Below are 12,394 nucleotides of genomic sequence, written 5' to 3' on the forward strand. Positions count from 1 at the left end.
AAGAAGCGCCTATTTAGCTTCTTTTTCTTCTTTTTCTTCTTTTTCTTCTTTTTTTGTTTTTCTAGTTTTCTTGACTGGTTCCCAAGCGCCAGATAGGACACTGTCTGTTGCAATTGCTACACCAGTTCTTAAATGCACGTATTCTGCCATTATGCACCTGCTCCTCCTGCTGCAGCTGGAACAACGCGAGCGAATGCGTCTGCGTCAAGAATACCCCAGCCGATAAATGCTTCAGCACGAAGCAAGATTTCATTGTGCGCTTTAAGGTCGCGACCTGCACCATCTGGGTCACCATATTCGATAACTTCCAAAGGAATGTTTTCGGCATAACCCCATTTAAACATGTTTTGGAAATCACCAGCGATAACGTGGTCTTTTTCAGCTGTTCCGCCAGTTGCGACCAAGTTCTTGTTAACATCTGAAGCCATACCGTAGAATGAATCTGGATTTTGACCAAAGCGGAATTCTGGGTATTGAACTACACCGTTTACTTTGATTTTAGCAAGTGATTGACCTGCGAGAGGTGACAGTGCAAGACCAGTAACATCATAGTTGTTTGCAACTACAGTTTGAACCGCTGCATCAATGTTATCGTCGATTGTAGACGCATCGAAAGTAACCACGTTGTCTGTAATCAAACCATCAAATGAGTTCGTGTCACGGAACGACGCATCTGTCAATGATTTAGGTTCTAAACCATGGATTGCTGCCAAGTCAAATGCAACTGCGATTTTCTTAGCAAAGCCGTCTGAAAATGCTTTAAGATAATTGATTCGTTTTTCTTCAGTTGCATATTTAAATTCGTCCGTAATGCGTGCTTGATAAACAAATTTAAGTGGACGAATAATTTTAGATGTAAGAGTGGCTTTTCCAGCTGATTTTTGTTCGCCTTCACCAACAATCTGAGCATTTCCTTCAAGGTTAAAAATAAATTGTTCTGACCCATTAAATGGAATTGGTGTTTGCGAAGCAAGTTTAGCTAAGACTGAATAACCTTGAACTTTTGACATAAGTTCTGTTACAAGTTCAGGATTGAATTGTGAGTTAGTTTTTAATGAATTATCTGCCATGATTTTATTCTCCTTCTGTTAGACTCTGAGCTAATTCAGCCCAACCGTTTTTGTTGTCGATAGGTGGTTCTGTTGATTTAAGCGGCGATTTTGGCTCTTTTGCCTTCATAAAACCTGCTAAAAGTTCAGCATCAGCTTTCAAAGCATTCTCATCATCACCTTGAAGACGTCCAGCCATATCAATTGGCAAGCCATACTCAAGAGCTACTCGAGTTCGCATCTTTTCTGTCTCATAACCAGAAATTTTCGCTTCGAGCTCTGCAATATGTTGTTCCTGCTCTGTTTTGCTTTGACCAGATTCTTCAATAGTCGCTTGTAAATCAACGTTTTCTTTCTCCAATTTTTGAACACGTTCTTTTAACTCGCCGTAATCAGAATATTTCTCTTTCTGGCGCGCCAAGCGTTCTTTTACGATACGATCAAGTTCTTCTTGTGTTTCAATTGGTTTAAATTCAGACATATCAATGTCTCCTTTCTCCGCATTTCCCGTGCGTTCGGTAATTTTGAGCACAAAAAAAGCACCTTGCGGTGCAATTTAATAGCTAACTTTTTGCTTTTTCTTGGGTTTGGTTGTTGCGCAAGCCCAATGTGCCAGCAAAGCACTGTCCATAAGACTAATATCCATATCATCAAAGTGCGAACGGTACCCAAAGCCACCGTTTGAACCAATGTTGCGCTTATCACAGTTGGTCGCAACTTTAGTAAGTGATGGTTGACCAGCATGGCAAAGAGTTTGTTGATAAATAGCTTGTTCCCACATTGAATTTGCAACAATGATTTCTTTTACTGTTGGCAAAATCGTGTTTTTGATGTGGAAGTCTTTCAATTCATCGTTCAAAATCTTTTGGCCACTAGCACCATCAATTACAATTTGTGCAATATCCGCTTGTTTTAAAAAGTTAATAATCCAATGATTGCCGTTTCTGACAGATTGACAATCTACCGTTTCGACGAAGACACGTTTATCTTTTGTACGAACTGCAACACTAAGAGCGACATTCGTACCGTCTTGTCCATACTTGATGCCGACGAATAACTGACCTTGAAATTGTGGTAAATCTTCAATTTTTAAAGCATTCCATTCAGTTTCAGAAATAGCTGATTTTTGATTGTAGGTTGGCCAATAGCCAAGACGTTGAACATTGTGGTCAAGTTTATCTTCACCAAGTTCAGCTTCAATTTTACGCTCGTTCAAATGAAATCCCATTGACGGGTTTGAATTGTACCAAGCGTCGATATCATCAATTTCTTTTTCTTCAGGAACGGACCATTCAGCCCATCCAGAATACTTACCACGGCCAAAAAGACAAGTCTCGCGATATTTTGTAAATACTGTACCGCTTGAAACTGGTGTTGGTGGTGTACCACACATGATTGTCATCGGATTATCGCTATCTGTCACGGTATATTTCAAAGCAGATTCTTGTTCTGTGGTATATTCTTGCGCTTCATCAATAACCAATAAATCAAAACCTTCACCAAGTCCACCGTTGGACGTTCTGGTGCGGTACTGCACAACCCCACCAGTTTCATAAAGTTCGATACGCTCCTGACCTTTAGCACGAATAGAATTGAAATCTTTTCCGTCCTCAAGCCCCATTTTTTCCAGGTATCGTTTGACTTTTTCAAAAGATGAGTGTGATGTGCTGATTCGGTGCGCTGTGTGCAAGATGTTAAGCCCATGGTATAGGCCCCACAGTTCAAGCATATAAATAATTTCTGTCTTACCGTTACGACGAGGGATAGAATAGCCAAACTTTTGGTGTGTCCAAAGCCCATCTTCTTCAATGGCCATTACGCTTCTTAAAAGATTTTGCTGCCATGGATAACTTTTTAAACCCGTTCTCTCGTATATCTCGATAGCTTCATCAGATAAAGATTTGTCAAATGGAAGAATTACCGATTGAGTAGGATTTTGATTGCCAAGTTTTTTCTTTTTCTCAGCCATAACTTTTCCTTTCAATCATGTAATTGCATGATAACCCTGTCGCTGGGAGGTATTAATCTTTAAACATTTTTTTAAATTCTTGGTTAATCGCGTTTATTATCCCGATAGTGAATACAACGAAAATAAAAAGCATCATTCCCGCCATTGTGGCACTAGCCAAGAATTCCGAAAAGTTCCAAAGTATGTTAATCATTTTTTCTCCTATTTTTGGGTATAAAAAAAGCACCCTAACCTATTTACTTGTTAGTGTGCTTAGTAAATTTCTAAACCTTTAGCATAAGCTTCTTTTGCTTCTGCCAGCGTCATTTTATTGGGACCACCATCAATATTTGTTTCGCCAGTGTTTTGCCAACCACATTTATCACAAATGTCGTATGTTTCAACAAGGTTGTTACAAACTGGACAATGAACATGTTCCCAACCATCAATCATGATTATGTTCTCTTTCGTAGTCGTCATAATAGTATTCCTCTTTTTCATCTGGCCTGAACATAGTTGTAATTTTTACGTTTTTGTTCTTTCCGATTTTTCCAATAGCGATAATGTTGTTTTCACGATCATACCGCACTCGTCTCGATTCAGTGTCGTATCCTAAAATATCTTCAGAGACTGGCTCAGCTAAAAGTGAAGCCGCTGCTTTCTGATATTGTCCTTTAGAAATATTTGTGAATTCATCTCCATGAGATTTGAAATGTCCATTGAAAGATTTTTCGCTCGGAAACTTAGCTTCACTCCAAACGACACGGTCTTTCAGCTCCTTGTATCTTTCAACGTCATTATACTTCAATTCCTGAAATTTAGCTAGCGAAACAGGCACGAATTTAGAATCAAGTTTTTTAGCAAATTCTAGATATTCAATCCTATCACTTTTTCTGTTGTTGTCACGAATATCAATATTCATTTGACGCCGTTGTTCGCGCTTATTTTTACTGTCTGCAGTTACCTTTTTAGACCAAATGTTCTTTTTTTTGCCGTCACCAGGTTTGTAATCAACAGTGCAACGGCAATTTTGATGACGTCTGTAAACGTCTTTAGGCACATCTGGATAATTGTAACTTCCAGCTAAACTTTGACACCATTTACAACAACGACCAGCTGTTTTTCTAACAATTTTAGGTTGGAGACCAGCTTTTGCGTGAAATTCAGCATTTTTCTTAATACTATCATCGACAATACTTTGCGTGAAATTGACGATTGGGTCACCTAAAAGCCATTTAACATCATCGAACTTATCTTCTCTCGAAAAACGTTCAATAAAGCCATCTATTCTATCTTGATTTAATTCAACAGGTTGCGCAACAAGGCTTATTTTTGCCGATTCATTCAAAACTGTTTGAACCTTACTTGAATAATCCGCTACAAGCTCATGATTTTGCTGTAAAACTGGTTCTAGCAAACGTTTTGCGATATTATAATACATTTTACCGTCTGGCAATTTATCTGCCGTTACAGACGTTGTGAGAGCTTTAGAGAGTATCTCTCCGACTTCGATGGCGAAATCATTTGCATTTGCATATGTTGCTTTTTTAGCTTCGAGAGTTTTTAAAGTTTTGACAACAACCTCGCTCTTACCAAATTCCTGTCCAAAATTGTCTTGAACCTCTTCTAGAAGTGCTGGTAATACATCATCATTCATCGTTATTTTCCTCTACTACTGGAGCAACATTACCCGAACCTTTGACGCCAGTCAAATCTCGAATCGTTTCACCATCTACGAAACCAGGAATAGCTTGATTGAGTTTGATAGCTCCATCACCGATTAACGTTAACGTGCTTGCGTCAGCCTCAAACAATGGTTCCCATTTGACAATCGTATTTGTAAATTGACTACGCAAATAGTGAAATTCATCTTGCAAACAAATAGCAACATAAGCAACATTTAACAAACCACTTCCGAGCGAACGTTGAGCTTTGCGCCCTGCCAAACGTAAATTCTCATGGCTTGCTTTAATTGCTTCAACACTTGATGGATTGTCTGAAACAAATCCAAGGTCATCTAAGGTCAAACCCATTTCACCAGCAAAACCAGCTGCAGCTGTTCGCAACTGCTCGGTGAATGGTGACATGCTTGCGGTTGTAAATTGTCCAACGACTGGATGGTCACCATCGTCATCTTTATCAATTCGCAACAATGATGATACTGTAGCTTTCCAAGTGTCCATTGCTTCCGCATCTGGGTCCATACCTAAAATGTATTTTTGAGGATAAGAATAGAATTCGGCAGTAACATCAGCTCGCTCAAGCGTTCTTTTTGCGTATTTTTGATAGTACATACCCGAGCGAGTAATTCGACTGCGTCCGAACGGTCTGACGGCATCTGGGCGATGAATAACAGGAACAAGCAAAGGCACTCCTGTAGGGTTAGAAACTCTAAAAGGTGTTTCATCTTTTGGATAAAACCAAGTTTCTTCGTCGGTGAAATACGCTTCTAAAATCGGGTTATCGTTATCATCGCGTTGTAAAACAGTGTAACCTTCAGTTAAAAGGCCTGTGATTGGATCAATAACACCCGTTGCGTTGCTTGCTTCGATGACCTGCAGACGAACTCGCTCATCCTCGTCTTTCGAGAGGTAAACGAAACAGCATGAGCCAATCAGAGCAGACAAAACTGCACTATCAAAAAAGACATCGGGGTTATTTTGAGCGAAAATAGCATTAACATTATAATCATCGTTAGCGAATTCTCGGAAAACTAGTCTGTCCGCTAAGCTATCAACGCCCTTTGCTGACCAACCTAAAACCGCTTGATACTTGCTTATAATTTGATGTGGGATAGTTAGTCCTACTGGTGGGTCATAATGCTTCATAGCGTACTGTCTATACCGCATTTTAACCCTTGGACGTACCGTTGAAAGCTTGCGCTTCAAGTAATTCATTCCTTTTAAACTCAATTTTTACTCCTTTCGAATTTGGCGCGAGAAAAAATGTACAGTGACGGCTTGAACCTCGGCCGCGAGAGCGGAGGGGGTCCCATGCCCCCACTTAAAAAACTTTTAAAACTGAATCAAAAAATTATTTTGAAACATAATTTAACCAGTTGATGCTTTGCGGCAAGTTGCGATTGCCAATCACATTCGTTCCTTTTCCTTTGCTTGGCTCATCATTGTAAAGCTTGTCAGACTTCTGTCTGTTACATTGCCAATGCGCAAGCTGCAGGTTGTCAATGTCAGATGGATGACCACCTTTCGCAACCGGAATGATGTGATCAATGACTGGCGATAATGGGTGCGGATACTTTAATGACTTATCCACTGGCTTGCCACAAATACCACAAACGTTTCTAGTCTTTAATATTACTTTCTTATTCTTCTCGAATGCGACGCGGTGGGGGCCGTGTCTATCAGGGCGGGTATCTTTTGCCATGGGGGTATCCTCCAAAAAAGGGGCGGGGTATTTGACTACCTCGTCCCTCATTTCTTGATGATACTATAATAACACGTTGAAACTGCAGTGCACTGTCTCATTATGTTTTATTATGCCTTGATATGACTGCTTATGTCAGCACTTTCAAGGTCCTTTTGCGCTGCTTTTTTTAATCTGAAATAAGTACGCTCGCTAATTCCCATCTCATCCATCACTTCATACATCGACATCTTATCAATATATACAAGACTTAAAATAGTTCTGCTTGCAGTATCTTCTAGATTGTCAATCATATCTTGCAGTTCTCTGCGCTTTTGAATAGCTTCAACCGTCTTATTATCAATCTCATCAATCGAATCAAGCAATTCAGCATATACATCATCTTGTTTCCTGTTTAATCCACCTTTGACTTTGTCGGCTGACCATCGAGGGCTTGAAAGCAGTGAAGCGTTAAGCCTATCTCGCCTTCTAATCAAGCTCTGAATATATAAATCTAAATTCCTTAAATCTTTCAAAATAGTCTTAGCTCTGCTCACTTTCTTTCCTCCCGATATGATATAATAGATGTAACGTTTTCAATCATATCGGGCTTGCGTGTGCAGGCTCTTTTTTTATGTAAAACACAGGCAGGCGCACGACCTGTAAAGAATTACCATGATTCACGCCTTGCATAATCACAGCCGACTGATAAGCTGCTTTAGATTTAAAGAAATAATATTAAGGGAGACCTCTTTTCTTTTTTATTTCGCTATTTGCCAGCAAGTAACCCGATGACCTTACCAGCTGTGTACTAATTTTGTAAGAAGGGTGGTTCATACCACCTCTATTCATAATTAATTTCGGGTTATGTCCGCGCATGGATTCGAACCACGCTTTAAGCCATCCCTGCGGACACCAAGTCTAATTTATTTCTAGAAAAGGTAGGGTGCTAGGATAACTGGCTAGGTAGTTATCCATCATAGCCCTGCTTTCTTTTTTATTTCAATTCCTAGCCTTATAGCTCCTGTGTGAATTGAACACACATGAATTACCCTGTGGAGCTACTGTGAGCATTACACCTTTACTCACAGATTGATGAATTAAATATATTTTCTTTGGAGATTTCCTCTTCTCTAATTTAAATTTGGTGTATACCAACTGGACGAGTCGAACGTCCAAAGTACCGTTGTTGGTTATGCTTATAACTCAATTCCCTCAATTTCAGCACGTTGTTCCAAAATACTGAGATAAGCTTGCATAGTATAGTATTGACTTTCAAGTAATGCCACTGGACAATTTAACTCAAAGTCTAATTCTCCATAAAGATGCTTATCTAACAATTTACCTAGCTTATCTGTGCGTTCTTTCAATTCATTGTATTCATTTACCATTCGTTGTTTATAAGCTTCCATTTTAATACTCCTTTATTCTTCTACTTCAATTTCAATACTGTGTTCATATAATTGAATACTAATCACAGTGTAAGACCAATATTCTTCCTCAATATCACCAATGTATTCATAAGTACATGGTTCAACCTCACCATACAGCTTTACTTTAACTGCTGGGTCATTCCACATAATATTCATCAACTCTTCTAAAATAATCACTTCATCCTCACTTCAATTTCAAATTCTTTATCCTGAAAGGTTGCTGGGATAACAACACCTTTCATAGCGCCGTCTCTAAGATACATTTCTATCATGCTTTCAAGAACTGCTTTACCAATGTCTAGCTGTGGTTCTAATAATTGTTCTTGTAATGTTTCCATTTCATTCTCCTAACAAATCTTTGTTCTCCCAAATGTTACCAATGACTTCGAGAGAGCTAAGGCCATCATTATTTAATTCTACAAAATAAAATATAGTGCCATGTTTAGCTTTTAAACCAAAACTTGCATAGTTCTTGTCATAAATTACAGCTTCTGTATAGAAAGTACCATCACATATATATTTGTGCTTAACAATGTCACCTTCACAAATCTCTACACCATTCTTATCCTTAAGACCCGTGAACTCCATCAGCTCAATCTCATCAAAGAATCTTTCACAGCGATACCCATTGCTCTCCTCAAGATATGTTGTTTTATAGCTTGAATCAAGGTCGCCAACAGGTAACATTCTCTTTTCATCTTTAACCCACGTTCTAAATTTTGGTACTCTCATTCTTCTTCCTCTCTATAATTTAGCCACGGCTCAATAGAACTGTGCTTCCCGCATTTTGGACATTCAAGATGATAGTTTCTTCTAAAACTAAGCACACCCTTCGTCTCTTTCTTTACATAATCGTGTCTGCAAAAGAATTGTTTCAAATTATGCCTAAGTTCTTTCTTTTGCTCGTTGAACTTATAAGCAATCTTTTTAAAAGTATCAAACATCATTTCACCTCTTTGACTTCAAATGCTGGGTTATCCCAAAATTTAAATCTCTTGAGCTCATCTTCAGTGAACCATGATTTGACCTCATCATCGTTTAAAGGCAACGAGCTTATTCCAAGCTTATTAAACTTCTTAAAAATTCCAATATAAATTTTGCCAAAATCTTCGTTTGCAAATTTAACCGTGTACAGCTTTTCTTTCTTAACTTCATAACCGTTCCTGATGGAATCGACAATCACTCCAATTCCTTTATTATTTAACCACTTATGCATAGGGTCATCAGCAGGTATGACAGGTAATGTTACTGACACGTTCGTAAAGACATACTCTTCTAAAGCATCTCTGTTTTCCTCAATATAATCAGCAACAAATTGTGGAACTACAGGCTTTTCTGGTTCATCAATTTGTTCAATATAACTTAGAGCAGTAATTAGTCCCTCATTATATCTTTTATCTTCATAACTAGTAGTTAAACCAAGAATTTCTTTATTCTTTATACCTTTGACTGCTTCTTGTTTATTCATATCTTCCTCCAAGTGGTAGTCAACTAACGGTTGATAACCTCTTCTGCAATGTTACCTTTCGGTTCTTTACCTGCTAACTGCGTTGCCATTGTTTTCTTTTCAACAACTTCAAATGTAATGTCGTTCCACCAATCTGGCAAGTCTGCTTTTGCCTTTTTATTCATCACTTCCACCTTTCAAATAATTAACATGCACTTCAATTTCTTTCGGTTCATCTTCCATCGTATAACCTAAAACGTTGAGCTCGCCTTCCAATATTTCTAATCTACGTTCGAGAATGCCTTGGATAGCATCTTTCAGCTCATCATCTTTACAGACGAATTTTACTGCATATCCATCGATGTTAGTCGAAAATAAGTCTAATTCATTAATACAGCTAGCCTCTAACAATTCCTCTAGCTTTGTGTATTCTTTAACTTTATCTGCAATATTTACAAAATCTATGTCTTTAACAGGCTTACACATCTTCGTTTCCATCTTCCAACACCTCAATTCCTCGAATGTCCTTGCCGTCAATCTTGCCGTTGCCAATTCTGAACTTCTCATTATTGTGCCAACATGCCAAAATAATATCGTATGTTTGACGACTAATATTTGATGTTAACTCACCATCTTTTAAAAGAAATTTAACTTTCATACATAAGCTCCTTCATACGATGACAGACTGTCTTATCAGGCAGAACTGCTCTAGATAATAATCTGTTAGCGTCATTTGATGAGACGTGCAGCATCTTACCAATTCCAATATAGCTCTTTAAATGTTTCTTATGTGTCCAGTCGATGAACTCATCTAAAACTTCTAGCGGAGTTTCTACACGATGCTCTACTAGTGTAACTGCGTACATTGCACGACGTTTATTTACTGTTTTGCCCATTCTCCTAACTCCTCAATTTCAATTTCAATACGTGGCTCTGGACTATATAACTTTCTAGCTCTCAAATCACAAACAATGTTATCGTCAGACCAAACAATGCCTTTTTTATCAATTTTGTTGTAGCCTGCATTTGAAATACTGTCAAAGACTGCTTTGACAAGATTATCAATGTCAGGCTTTTTGAAGTGCCAAAGCAATCTTGCAACGAACTTCGAATATAATTGCTTAGTTCTATTTTTTGAACGTTCTGACGGCCTTTTAGCTATGTTTTTCGGCGCCTTCATGTAAAAAATGACGTCTACTTTGATTGGGCCATCATAAAATGGACCGTCATATATTTGTTCAATCAGTTCTGAGCATTGTTTCCGCCAAGCTTTCATTTTAGGGTCTTCATACGCCCCGAATTTACTAAATTTTGGTCGTGTCTGTGGCTTTGGTTCAATAGGAATTACAAATCTCATTCAACGACTCCTTTGAAACCTGCAGTTTCGAATAGATTTTTCTTGTTATTATCAACGAATTCAAAGAATTTCTTGATTTCCTGTAAATCTCTCAATGCTTCCTTTGTTTCTCGAAGTGATGCGTAAAACACTTCGAATTTTGGCACTGCTTTAACAAAACATCTGTACACTGGTTCAAATAAATCTCCGTTTTGGTCAAGTGATTGATCTTGATTTCTGTTCACGAAATCGATAAACATATCAAATTCAAGCTCATTTTCAACCGTGATTTTTTTATTTTCGATAACAATTGCAATATTTTCAGTTACGTTAATTTTTGTCATTTTTTAACTCCTTAGAATGGTAGGTCATCATCTGAAATGTCCATTGGATTTGAATTACCAAATGGGCTTTCCTGCTGATTGTAGTTGTTTTGCTGTGGTTGCTGATTGTAGCCGTTTGATTGCCCTTGCTGGCTTTCGTTTCTCGTGTCTAGTAAGTCGATGTGTTCAGCCACCACTTCGGTTACATACACACGCTGTCCTTGCTGATTTTCATAGTTACGTGTCTGAATACGACCAGTTACACCGATTTGCGAACCTTTGCCGCAATACTGCGCGATAATCTCTGCGGTTTGTCGCCAAGCTACAATATTAATGAAATCTGCTTCGCGGTCACCGTTTTGATTCTTGAATGTGCGATTTACCGCAAGCGTTCCTGTTAATACGCTTGTGTTGCTCGCTGTTTGTTTTAGTTCTGGCGCCTTTGTCAAGCGACCGATTAAATTTACATTGTTCATGTTCTCTCCTAATTAAGTAAATCTGCCAACTCTTCTTGCGTTAGCGGTTTGATTTTTCTGTAGCTAGTAACCGCATAATTCTTTTTGTATTCAAAGCCGATTTTTTCAAGCTCTGCTTTGAAAAAGTCTTTTTCTGCCGAATCCGCAAAATATACTTCCAATGTCATTTTTTGGGTATAGCGTTTTGAGCCCGTTTCAGCCTCTCTAGGCGCTGTTTCTTTATTTCTGGATAATTCATCGTTTTCTAAAATCTCGCCCGTTTCTGGGTCAAAATTTGGTGTTTCTCGCTGTTCTGTTGCTTGCTGACGTGCTAGTTCTGCTTCTCGAACTTTTCTTGCTTCCTCTTTTTGTTTTTCGAAGCGATAATCTGATTTGATTTGCTCCAAAACTTCTGCGAGCGTCAACTCATTCAACATTCGAATATATGGTTGGTCTGTCATATTGTATTCAGCGCATTGCCCAGAAACTGCTGCTTTTGCTTTTTCAAATTCTTGCTGCTTTTGAAGCTCGAATGTGATTGCGTCATCAAGTGATTTCATTGTTACTTTTTTGAGCGTCACACCGTCCGCCATGAAATCGCCTGCTTTAATAAACTCTGTTGCTTTTTCGTCAAAAATTCGTGGGTCGAGTAAATATTCAGCGCATTTGTTGGCGATATAGCCTTTAACTGTATCTAATCGCAAAGCCTTTTGATTATCTTCAAACTCTTTAACGTCACCAGCAATCTTATCTATGATTTCATCAAGCGGTTTTGATTTGCTTTTAATGTAAGCATCAAATTCATCTGTTGGCTTGGAAAGCTCACGTTTGATTTTGATGCGTTCGTCTGAAATCTGCCTTTTGAGCTTGCGCAAATCAGCTAAAACTTTCTTGTCGCCTTTAATCGTTGAAGCTGTGATTGTATAATTTTGATATTTGGCTACTACGTCATTAATTCCTTGCTCGAATGCTTCGCGATCAATAATTTCAACTTCCGCTTGTTTTACATTTGCTTGTAATTCTTGCATTTGCTATTCACC

The 12,394-nt window shown here is 38.4% G+C and carries 23 protein-coding genes; all 23 read right to left on the reverse strand.

Translation table 11 applies throughout. The features are described 5' to 3' along the window. Window positions 1–9: 9 nt before the first annotated feature. Entirely contained in the window at window positions 10–150 is a 141-nt protein-coding gene (locus GPZ88_RS00745; protein WP_166042949.1) for a hypothetical protein, read from the reverse strand. Next, entirely contained in the window at window positions 150–1,070 is a 921-nt protein-coding gene (locus GPZ88_RS00750; protein ID WP_166042951.1) for a phage major capsid family protein, read from the reverse strand. The genes GPZ88_RS00745 and GPZ88_RS00750 overlap by 1 nt, the downstream gene beginning before the upstream one ends. A 4-nt stretch (window positions 1,071–1,074) precedes the next feature. Then, the gene (locus tag GPZ88_RS00755) at window positions 1,075–1,530 is read right to left on the reverse strand and encodes a capsid assembly scaffolding protein Gp46 family protein (RefSeq protein WP_166042953.1); all 456 of its coding nucleotides are present in this window, start codon (window positions 1,528–1,530) and stop codon (window positions 1,075–1,077) included. A 75-nt stretch (window positions 1,531–1,605) separates the two neighbouring features. Next, the gene (locus GPZ88_RS00760; protein WP_166042955.1) at window positions 1,606–3,018 is read right to left on the reverse strand and encodes a terminase; all 1,413 of its coding nucleotides are present in this window, start codon (window positions 3,016–3,018) and stop codon (window positions 1,606–1,608) included. A gap of 52 nt (window positions 3,019–3,070) precedes the next feature. Further along, entirely contained in the window at window positions 3,071–3,211 is a 141-nt protein-coding gene (locus GPZ88_RS00765) for a hypothetical protein (RefSeq protein ID WP_166042958.1), read from the reverse strand. A gap of 59 nt (window positions 3,212–3,270) precedes the next feature. Next, the gene (locus GPZ88_RS00770; protein WP_235686242.1) at window positions 3,271–3,450 is read right to left on the reverse strand and encodes a CPCC family cysteine-rich protein; all 180 of its coding nucleotides are present in this window, start codon (window positions 3,448–3,450) and stop codon (window positions 3,271–3,273) included. Beyond that, window positions 3,443–4,654 (reverse strand): hypothetical protein, encoded by a 1,212-nt coding sequence (locus tag GPZ88_RS10320; RefSeq protein ID WP_240915096.1) that lies wholly within the window; start codon window positions 4,652–4,654, stop codon window positions 3,443–3,445. The genes GPZ88_RS00770 and GPZ88_RS10320 overlap by 8 nt, the downstream gene beginning before the upstream one ends. Next, entirely contained in the window at window positions 4,647–5,909 is a 1,263-nt protein-coding gene (locus tag GPZ88_RS00780) for a phage portal protein (RefSeq protein WP_166042962.1), read from the reverse strand. Before GPZ88_RS00780 ends, GPZ88_RS10320 begins: the two co-directional genes overlap by 8 nt. A gap of 121 nt (window positions 5,910–6,030) precedes the next feature. Beyond that, window positions 6,031–6,381, reverse strand: coding sequence for an HNH endonuclease (locus GPZ88_RS00785; RefSeq protein ID WP_166042964.1), 351 nt, complete (start codon window positions 6,379–6,381; stop codon window positions 6,031–6,033). A 110-nt stretch (window positions 6,382–6,491) separates the two neighbouring features. Next, window positions 6,492–6,917, reverse strand: a complete 426-nt coding sequence (locus GPZ88_RS00790) for a DUF1492 domain-containing protein (protein ID WP_107374543.1) — start codon at window positions 6,915–6,917, stop codon at window positions 6,492–6,494. A gap of 642 nt (window positions 6,918–7,559) precedes the next feature. Next, entirely contained in the window at window positions 7,560–7,772 is a 213-nt protein-coding gene (locus GPZ88_RS00795; protein WP_166042966.1) for a crAss001_48 related protein, read from the reverse strand. A gap of 12 nt (window positions 7,773–7,784) precedes the next feature. Further along, window positions 7,785–7,949 (reverse strand): hypothetical protein, encoded by a 165-nt coding sequence (locus GPZ88_RS00800; protein ID WP_166042968.1) that lies wholly within the window; start codon window positions 7,947–7,949, stop codon window positions 7,785–7,787. A 17-nt stretch (window positions 7,950–7,966) separates the two neighbouring features. Continuing rightward, window positions 7,967–8,131, reverse strand: a complete 165-nt coding sequence (locus tag GPZ88_RS00805) for a hypothetical protein (RefSeq protein ID WP_166042970.1) — start codon at window positions 8,129–8,131, stop codon at window positions 7,967–7,969. Window position 8,132: 1 nt separating this feature from the next. Then, a complete protein-coding gene (locus tag GPZ88_RS10325) occupies window positions 8,133–8,525 on the reverse strand; it encodes a YopX family protein (protein ID WP_166042972.1) in 393 nt (130 codons plus the stop codon). 211 nt (window positions 8,526–8,736) lie between these two features. Beyond that, window positions 8,737–9,261 (reverse strand): DUF1642 domain-containing protein, encoded by a 525-nt coding sequence (locus GPZ88_RS00815; protein ID WP_166042974.1) that lies wholly within the window; start codon window positions 9,259–9,261, stop codon window positions 8,737–8,739. Window positions 9,262–9,284: 23 nt separating this feature from the next. Continuing rightward, window positions 9,285–9,425, reverse strand: a complete 141-nt coding sequence (locus tag GPZ88_RS00820) for a hypothetical protein (protein ID WP_166042976.1) — start codon at window positions 9,423–9,425, stop codon at window positions 9,285–9,287. Then, window positions 9,418–9,738, reverse strand: coding sequence for a hypothetical protein (locus GPZ88_RS00825; protein ID WP_166042978.1), 321 nt, complete (start codon window positions 9,736–9,738; stop codon window positions 9,418–9,420). Before GPZ88_RS00825 ends, GPZ88_RS00820 begins: the two co-directional genes overlap by 8 nt. Next, the gene (locus GPZ88_RS00830; RefSeq protein WP_166042980.1) at window positions 9,719–9,898 is read right to left on the reverse strand and encodes a hypothetical protein; all 180 of its coding nucleotides are present in this window, start codon (window positions 9,896–9,898) and stop codon (window positions 9,719–9,721) included. The genes GPZ88_RS00825 and GPZ88_RS00830 overlap by 20 nt, the downstream gene beginning before the upstream one ends. Further along, window positions 9,888–10,136, reverse strand: a complete 249-nt coding sequence (locus tag GPZ88_RS00835; RefSeq protein WP_166042982.1) for a hypothetical protein — start codon at window positions 10,134–10,136, stop codon at window positions 9,888–9,890. The genes GPZ88_RS00830 and GPZ88_RS00835 overlap by 11 nt, the downstream gene beginning before the upstream one ends. After that, on the reverse strand, window positions 10,121–10,597 hold the full coding sequence (locus tag GPZ88_RS00840) for a RusA family crossover junction endodeoxyribonuclease (RefSeq protein WP_166042985.1): 477 nt from the start codon (window positions 10,595–10,597) through the stop codon (window positions 10,121–10,123). The genes GPZ88_RS00835 and GPZ88_RS00840 overlap by 16 nt, the downstream gene beginning before the upstream one ends. After that, a complete protein-coding gene (locus GPZ88_RS00845; RefSeq protein ID WP_166042987.1) occupies window positions 10,594–10,920 on the reverse strand; it encodes a hypothetical protein in 327 nt (108 codons plus the stop codon). Before GPZ88_RS00845 ends, GPZ88_RS00840 begins: the two co-directional genes overlap by 4 nt. Before the next feature lie 11 nt (window positions 10,921–10,931). After that, the gene (ssb, locus tag GPZ88_RS00850) at window positions 10,932–11,375 is read right to left on the reverse strand and encodes a single-stranded DNA-binding protein (protein ID WP_166042989.1); all 444 of its coding nucleotides are present in this window, start codon (window positions 11,373–11,375) and stop codon (window positions 10,932–10,934) included. 8 nt (window positions 11,376–11,383) lie between these two features. Then, a complete protein-coding gene (locus GPZ88_RS00855; RefSeq protein ID WP_166042990.1) occupies window positions 11,384–12,382 on the reverse strand; it encodes a DUF1351 domain-containing protein in 999 nt (332 codons plus the stop codon). Window positions 12,383–12,394: the final 12 nt, after the last annotated feature.

This window comes from Streptococcus ruminicola (genome assembly GCF_011387195.1).
GTDB classification, from domain to species: domain Bacteria; phylum Bacillota; class Bacilli; order Lactobacillales; family Streptococcaceae; genus Streptococcus; species Streptococcus ruminicola.

Bases quoted from the DNA above. Each gene is read 5' to 3' on its own strand.
- GPZ88_RS00745 (WP_166042949.1), bottom strand. From the start codon at position 150: ATGGCAGAATACGTGCATTTAAGAACTGGTGTAGCAATTGCAACAGAC.
- GPZ88_RS00750 (WP_166042951.1), bottom strand. From the start codon at position 1,070: ATGGCAGATAATTCATTAAAAACTAACTCACAATTCAATCCTGAACTT.
- GPZ88_RS00755 (WP_166042953.1), bottom strand. From the start codon at position 1,530: ATGTCTGAATTTAAACCAATTGAAACACAAGAAGAACTTGATCGTATC.
- GPZ88_RS00760 (WP_166042955.1), bottom strand. From the start codon at position 3,018: ATGGCTGAGAAAAAGAAAAAACTTGGCAATCAAAATCCTACTCAATCG.
- GPZ88_RS00765 (WP_166042958.1), bottom strand. From the start codon at position 3,211: ATGATTAACATACTTTGGAACTTTTCGGAATTCTTGGCTAGTGCCACA.
- GPZ88_RS00770 (WP_235686242.1), bottom strand. From the start codon at position 3,450: ATGATTGATGGTTGGGAACATGTTCATTGTCCAGTTTGTAACAACCTT.
- GPZ88_RS10320 (WP_240915096.1), bottom strand. From the start codon at position 4,654: ATGAATGATGATGTATTACCAGCACTTCTAGAAGAGGTTCAAGACAAT.
- GPZ88_RS00785 (WP_166042964.1), bottom strand. From the start codon at position 6,381: ATGGCAAAAGATACCCGCCCTGATAGACACGGCCCCCACCGCGTCGCA.
- GPZ88_RS00795 (WP_166042966.1), bottom strand. From the start codon at position 7,772: ATGGAAGCTTATAAACAACGAATGGTAAATGAATACAATGAATTGAAA.
- GPZ88_RS00800 (WP_166042968.1), bottom strand. From the start codon at position 7,949: ATGAATATTATGTGGAATGACCCAGCAGTTAAAGTAAAGCTGTATGGT.
- GPZ88_RS00805 (WP_166042970.1), bottom strand. From the start codon at position 8,131: ATGGAAACATTACAAGAACAATTATTAGAACCACAGCTAGACATTGGT.
- GPZ88_RS10325 (WP_166042972.1), bottom strand. From the start codon at position 8,525: ATGAGAGTACCAAAATTTAGAACGTGGGTTAAAGATGAAAAGAGAATG.
- GPZ88_RS00815 (WP_166042974.1), bottom strand. From the start codon at position 9,261: ATGAATAAACAAGAAGCAGTCAAAGGTATAAAGAATAAAGAAATTCTT.
- GPZ88_RS00820 (WP_166042976.1), bottom strand. From the start codon at position 9,425: ATGAATAAAAAGGCAAAAGCAGACTTGCCAGATTGGTGGAACGACATT.
- GPZ88_RS00825 (WP_166042978.1), bottom strand. From the start codon at position 9,738: ATGGAAACGAAGATGTGTAAGCCTGTTAAAGACATAGATTTTGTAAAT.
- GPZ88_RS00830 (WP_166042980.1), bottom strand. From the start codon at position 9,898: ATGAAAGTTAAATTTCTTTTAAAAGATGGTGAGTTAACATCAAATATT.
- GPZ88_RS00835 (WP_166042982.1), bottom strand. From the start codon at position 10,136: ATGGGCAAAACAGTAAATAAACGTCGTGCAATGTACGCAGTTACACTA.
- GPZ88_RS00840 (WP_166042985.1), bottom strand. From the start codon at position 10,597: ATGAGATTTGTAATTCCTATTGAACCAAAGCCACAGACACGACCAAAA.
- GPZ88_RS00845 (WP_166042987.1), bottom strand. From the start codon at position 10,920: ATGACAAAAATTAACGTAACTGAAAATATTGCAATTGTTATCGAAAAT.
- ssb (WP_166042989.1), bottom strand. From the start codon at position 11,375: ATGAACAATGTAAATTTAATCGGTCGCTTGACAAAGGCGCCAGAACTA.
- GPZ88_RS00855 (WP_166042990.1), bottom strand. From the start codon at position 12,382: ATGCAAGAATTACAAGCAAATGTAAAACAAGCGGAAGTTGAAATTATT.